The organism is Alienimonas sp. DA493 (assembly GCF_043951915.1).
In the GTDB taxonomy this organism is placed as follows: Bacteria; Planctomycetota; Planctomycetia; order Planctomycetales; family Planctomycetaceae; genus Alienimonas.
This window is the reverse complement of the sequence record NZ_JBINJD010000239.1, coordinates 1-5,579: the sequence shown is the minus strand read 5'-3', so window position 1 is coordinate 5,579 and position 5,579 is coordinate 1. Positions and strand designations below refer to the sequence as shown.

General features: G+C 71.7%; 3 protein-coding genes. 1 reads left to right on the top strand and 2 read right to left on the bottom strand.

The window, feature by feature from the left end; genetic code table 11:
* The first annotated feature begins 45 nt into the window (after window positions 1–45).
* Window positions 46–1,983: a glycoside hydrolase family 2 protein gene (locus ACG2DA_RS21510; protein ID WP_395258568.1), complete on the top strand. Its 1,938-nt coding sequence runs from the start codon at window positions 46–48 to the stop codon at window positions 1,981–1,983.
* 97 nt (window positions 1,984–2,080) lie between these two features.
* Here the strand turns inward: ACG2DA_RS21510 and ACG2DA_RS21505 are convergent, their stop codons facing one another.
* On the bottom strand, window positions 2,081–4,732 hold the full coding sequence (locus ACG2DA_RS21505; RefSeq protein WP_395258566.1) for a sulfatase-like hydrolase/transferase: 2,652 nt from the start codon (window positions 4,730–4,732) through the stop codon (window positions 2,081–2,083).
* A gap of 517 nt (window positions 4,733–5,249) precedes the next feature.
* The gene (locus ACG2DA_RS21500) at window positions 5,250–5,444 is read right to left on the bottom strand and encodes a hypothetical protein (RefSeq protein WP_395258564.1); all 195 of its coding nucleotides are present in this window, start codon (window positions 5,442–5,444) and stop codon (window positions 5,250–5,252) included.
* Between the last annotated feature and the right edge of the window lie 135 nt (window positions 5,445–5,579).

The following is a 5,579-nucleotide window of genomic DNA, read 5'->3' as shown; positions in this document are numbered from 1 at the left end:
CCGCGACCGCAGTCTCCCTCGTCCCTTTTCGAGCCGCCTCGCCCGATGACGATTCATCTCTCCCTCGCGGTCGCCGGTCTGGCGGCCCTCGCCGCCCCCGGCGTCCTCCCCGCCGCGGACGGCGACTGGTCCCCGGTCGCCGATTCGATGCTGACCCGCTGGGGGAAGGCCGTCGAGCCGGAGTCCGTCTGGTCGGAATACCCGCGGCCGACGATGGTCCGGCCCCAGTGGCAGAACCTCAACGGCCTCTGGCAGTACGCCGTGACCCCCGCCGACGCCGGTCCGCCGGAGGAGTGGGACGGCGAGATCCTCGTGCCGTTCGCCCTCGAGGCCCCGCTGTCCGGCGTCGGCCGCCGGCTGGGGTCCGACGAGGCCCTCTGGTACCGCACCACGCTCCCCGCCGCGGAGGGCGACGCGAAACCGGCGGGCGACCGCACGCTGCTGCACTTCGAGGCGGTCGACTACGCCTGCGAGGTGTGGGTGAACGGGCAGTCCGTCGGCACGCACGTCGGCGGGAACCTGCCGTTCAGTTTCGACGTCACGCAGGCCCTCGCCGCCTCCGAGGAACCGGCGACGCTGACGGTGAAGGTCCGCGACGCGACCGACGACGCCGGGGCCTACCAGCTCCGCGGCAAGCAGGTGAACGAACCGCGGGGCATCTGGTACACGCCGGTCTCCGGCATCTGGCAGACCGTCTGGACCGAACGGGTCCCCGCCGCGGCGATCTCCGCGGTGGATTACGACACGAAGATCGACGGCTCCGTCGTCGCCACGGTCGCGGTCGACGGCCCGGTCGGCGCCGAAGCGACGACCCGGGTGACCGTCCTGGACGGCGGCCGGGAGGTCGCCTCCGCGACCAGTTCCCCCTCCGGGTCGGCCGGCGAGGTCGCGCTGTCGATCCCCGAACCGAAGCTCTGGTCGCACGCCTCGCCGCACCTGTACGACGTGACGGTCGAACTGCTCGACGGCGACCGGGTCGTGGACAAGGTCGCGTCCTACGTCGGCGTGCGGGAGGTCGGCACGGAGCGGGACGAGAACGGCGACGTGCGGCTGACGCTCAACGGCGAGCCGCTGTTCCACTGGGGGCCGCTCGACCAGGGCTGGTGGCCGGACGGGCTGCTCACCCCGCCCTCGGACGAGGCGATGCGGTACGACGTCGATTGGCTCAAATCCGCCGGCTTCAACATGATCCGCAAGCACATCAAGGTGGAGCCCCGCCGGTATTACGCCCACTGCGACCGCGTCGGCATGCTGGTCTGGCAGGACCAACCCTCCGGCGGGAAGGACGAGCGGACCGGCGAGTGGCCCCGCTGGCACCGTCTGGCGGACAAGTACCTCGGCGACCCGGAACGGACCGTCGACTACGCCTCCCTGAAGATCGACGCCGACTGGCCCGACGCCGCCCATGAACAATACATGCGAGAATTGAAGGGGATGGTCGACCACCTGGACGTTCACCCCTCGATCGTCTGCTGGGTTCCCTTCAACGAACGCTGGGGCCAGCATCGCACGGTGGAGGTCGGCAAGTGGCTGGAGGAGTACGACCCCTCCCGGGCCGTGAACGTCGCCAGCGGCGGCAACTTCGCCCCGGTCGGCGACATCGCCGACGAGCACGCCTATCCGCACCCGTTCTTCGACGTCGACGAGCCCCGCTACGACGACTTCGCGAAGGTCGTCGGCGAGTTCGGCGGCCACGGCTGGCCGGTCAAGGGCCACCTGTGGAACGAGTCGACCCGCAACTGGGGCTACGGCGGCCTGCCGAAAACCAAGGAGGAGTACGTCGGCCGCTACGAGGAGTCGATCCGCCGCCTCGCCGACCTGAAGGCGAAGGGGATCGCCGCGGGCGTCTACACCCAGACGACCGACGTCGAGGGCGAGATCAACGGCCTGCTGACCTACGACCGGGCGGAAGCGAAGGTCCCCGCCGAACGCCTGAAGCAGATCGCCGCGGACGCCGGGCTGATCGAGTCGACCTCGAAGTAACCGACGCGCCGCAAACGCCCTCGGGTCGAACGCCGACGCCCCCGCCGCGAGCGGTCGGGGGCGTCGGTTTTCGTCGGGGCGTCCCGGCGCGAACGCCTCAGCGGTCGAGGGCGAACTGCTGGGCCTCGTCCGGGCCGGGTCGGGCGTAGCGCGGGTCCTTCGCCCGGATCGACAGCTCGCCGTCCTCGTCCACGCCGACCGCCAGCGGGACGAGCGTGGTCCCCCGGCGGTTGATCGTCTGGGCGACGGCGGACAGGTCGCGGGTCGCGACGCCGTCCGGCTCCAGCGGGGGGACGTCGGCGTTGTAAAACGCCGTGCACCACCAGCGGCCGTCGTCGTCCTGAAACGGGGTGCCGTGGCCGAGGAAGCGGCCGACGAACCGCCGCGGGCCGTACGGGCCGGCGAGTTCGTCGGCGACGGCGTAATACAGGTTGTAGCTGCCCTTCCGCATCGAGCCGGTCGACCAGCCGGTGCCGAACAGGACGTACCGGCCGTCGATCTTGTGGATCAGGCAGCCCTCGTGGCCCATCCTCGCCGCCTCGCCGGACGGCCCGATGCGGACCGGATCGCCGACGAAGCCGGTGAAGTCCGGCGCGAGCTGCTGGATCGTCGTCGCCCCCCACACCATCCACCAGCTGCCGTCGTCGTCGCGGAACAGCGAGGGGTCGTGGCGCCGGCCGATCGCGGGGCCCAGCGGGTTCGTCCACGGCCCGGCGACCTCCGGCCCGGCGGACAGCGACAGGTTCGCCCCCGTCACCGGGGAGGGGCTGGTGTGCACCAGCGCCCACCGGCCGGAGGCGCCGCCGGCCGGCGTGTCGGCGGGAAGCCAGTGCAGCTCCGGGGCCCACAGCCGCCATTGGCGCTGCGGGACCTCCTCGAACCGCTTCGGCCGGACCTTCGGCCACACGCCGTCCTTCAGCGTGTACGGGACCGGCCGTTCCCGCCAGTCGATCAGGTCGTCGCTCTCCCACACCCGGGCCTTCCAGCCGACCAGCGAATCGGGCCCGAGGCCGTTGTTGAAGGGGTCGCTGCGCTCCCGGGGCTCGCCGGGATTCGGCGTGGTGCCGGTCAGGTACCACGTCCCGTTCGGGCCGCGGGCGATGAAGGGATCGCGGATCCAGCCGTCGGTCAGGTGCAGCGCCCGGTCGTGCGCCTCCAGCCCGGCGGCGACCTCCGCCCGGGGCATCGGGGGAACCGGCGTCGCCGCGGCCTGCCGCGGCGTCTCGCCCGGCTTCAGCGGCGCCGGATAGTCCTCCAGCGTCGCCCGCAGCCGCGCGACGACCTCCGGCCGCTCCTCGGCGAGGTTCCGCGTCTCGAGCGGATCCTCCTGGTAGTCGTACAGCTCCAGCAGTGCCGGAGCCTCCGGGGAGCGCTGGTCGATCCACTCCACCAGGCGGTAGCGGTCGGTGCGGATCGCGCGGCCCAACCGTCCCCTCGGGTACACGTGGTAGGCGTGGTCGCGGACGCGGGCCGACGGGTCCTTGAAGACCGGGGCGAGGCTCACGCCGTCGATCGGCTGCGGCCCCCGCGGGGCGGGCAGGCCGCACAGCTCCGCCAGCGTCGGGAACACGTCGACGCTCTCGGCGAGCTGCCCGGTCGCCGTTCCGGCCGGCACGCCGGGGCCGGCGAACAGCAGCGGGATGCGGGTCGCCTGCTCGAAGTTGGTGTGCTTCGTCCAGATGCCGTGGTCGCCGAGGTGGAAGCCGTGGTCGCCCCACAGCACGACGACGGTGTTCTCCGCGAGGCCCAGCTCGTCCAGCGCGGCGGTCAGCTTGCCGACCTGGGCGTCGGCGTAGCTCACCCCGGCGTAGTACCCGTGCACCAGCGTTCGGGCCAATTCGGAGCCGGGCTCCGGGTCGCCGCCCTCGGGGATCGGCTTGTAGGCGTTGATCTCCCCGCCCCGCTTCATCGCGACCCGGGGCGTTCCGTCCGGAGCCTCGACGTACTCCGCGGCCGGCAGTTCGGCCGGGTCGTACAGATCCCAGTACCGCTGCGGCACGCTGAAGGGCAGGTGCGGCCGGGCGAGCCCGCAGGCGATGAAGAACGGCGTGCCCTCCGCCTCCCGCCGGGCCTTCGCCGCCTGCAGGCGACGCACGGTCTCGGCGGCGACGCGGCCGTCGGCGTAGGCGTCGTCCGGCACGGCGGGGGATTCGTACGCGGCCCCCCGCGGCAGCTGACCGATCCGGTCGAGCATCACGTTCCCGAACAGCGCCTCCTCCCGGGTGATCGGCCCGCCGATGTTCTCCGGGGCGACGTACTCGATCACCTTGTCTTTGAAGTGCGGAACCATGAAGGACTCCGGGTCGCCCTGGTTCCCGTGCCCGACGTGGAACACCTTCCCCAGCGACTCCGTCCGATACCCGGCTGCGGCGAAGTGCTGGGGCAGGGTGACGGCGTCCGGCAGCGCCTGCCGCAGGTGGCTGCCCAGGCCGTACAGGCCCGTCGAGGTACTGTGCGAGCCGAGCATCAGCGTGAACCGGCTGGGGGCGCACACCGCCTGGTTGCAATACGCCGCGTCGAACCGCACGCCGCGGGCGGCGAGGGCGTCCATGTGCGGCGTCTGAGCTACGGCGTCACCGTAGCAGCCCAGCGCCGGCTTCAGGTCGTCCACCAGGATCATCAACACGTTCGGCCGCCCGGCCGCGGACGGACCGTCCGGGTCCTGCGCGGCGACCCTCGCAGATTGAACCGAAAGGACCGCGACGGCGAGCGCCGTGGCGAGGGGGACGGAGACGGGAGGCGGGATCATGCGAGCGAGCGGGTAGAACCGGGGAACGCCCCAGTCTACCGGGGCGACCGCTCAGGAATCGCCCCTGAGACCGTGCGTCTCCATGGGAAACCGCCGATCCGATCCGCCGCCGGGCTCGGGCAACCGTCGTCGACGCTGTCGCCGTCACGGTGCGACCGCGTCGTTCGCATTCCTTCGCGGCGGGTCGGCTTCGCACGCACGCAGTACGAGATCGCCGGGGATGGGGTTGAGGACGGGCTGCGGCTTCCGCGAATTCCGGCGACTTTCCACGAACTCCGGCGACGTTGAGAAGCGGTGAGACGCCCAGACCGGAGCCGGCTCCCGGCCGGCCGGGATCGGCGACGCGTGACTCGGCCGTTCCCGAATCCGATCCGATTGTCTCAGGCAGTCCGGATCGGTCCGGCCGTCTGACCCGGGCGGGAAGCGACGAACGGCAGAGCCGCGGCGGACTTCCTGATCGCCCGTCGGCGCGGCCCCGACCCCGAGCGGTTACGGACTCCACCCGCTGCGGGTCGCTTTACTGAGTCGCAGGCTGATCTCTGCGCGTGGGCAGGCCGAATGGGAAGGGCGGCTGCGTTCCTCGCACGAACCCGCGGAGCAACCGCTGGTCCCCCGCCGCGGCGACACTCTCGCGGGCCAGCGCCTCGACCGCGTTCAACTCCGGGGCGTCGGCCGGCAGGTACTCCAGACGCACGTCTTTCCCTTTCGACACCACGCCCGTAGCCGCTTTCCTTTGGGGACGTTCAGGTTGTTTAGAACCGGACAGAGAACCGCGGCACGGGATTTGCGCAACAAGGGCTGAATCCAGCCTTTGAGGACCCGCCATGGCCCAGTGCCGCCTGCCCGA

Bases quoted from the DNA above. Each gene is read 5' to 3' on its own strand.
- ACG2DA_RS21510 (WP_395258568.1), top strand. From the start codon at position 46: ATGACGATTCATCTCTCCCTCGCGGTCGCCGGTCTGGCGGCCCTCGCC.
- ACG2DA_RS21505 (WP_395258566.1), bottom strand. From the start codon at position 4,732: ATGATCCCGCCTCCCGTCTCCGTCCCCCTCGCCACGGCGCTCGCCGTC.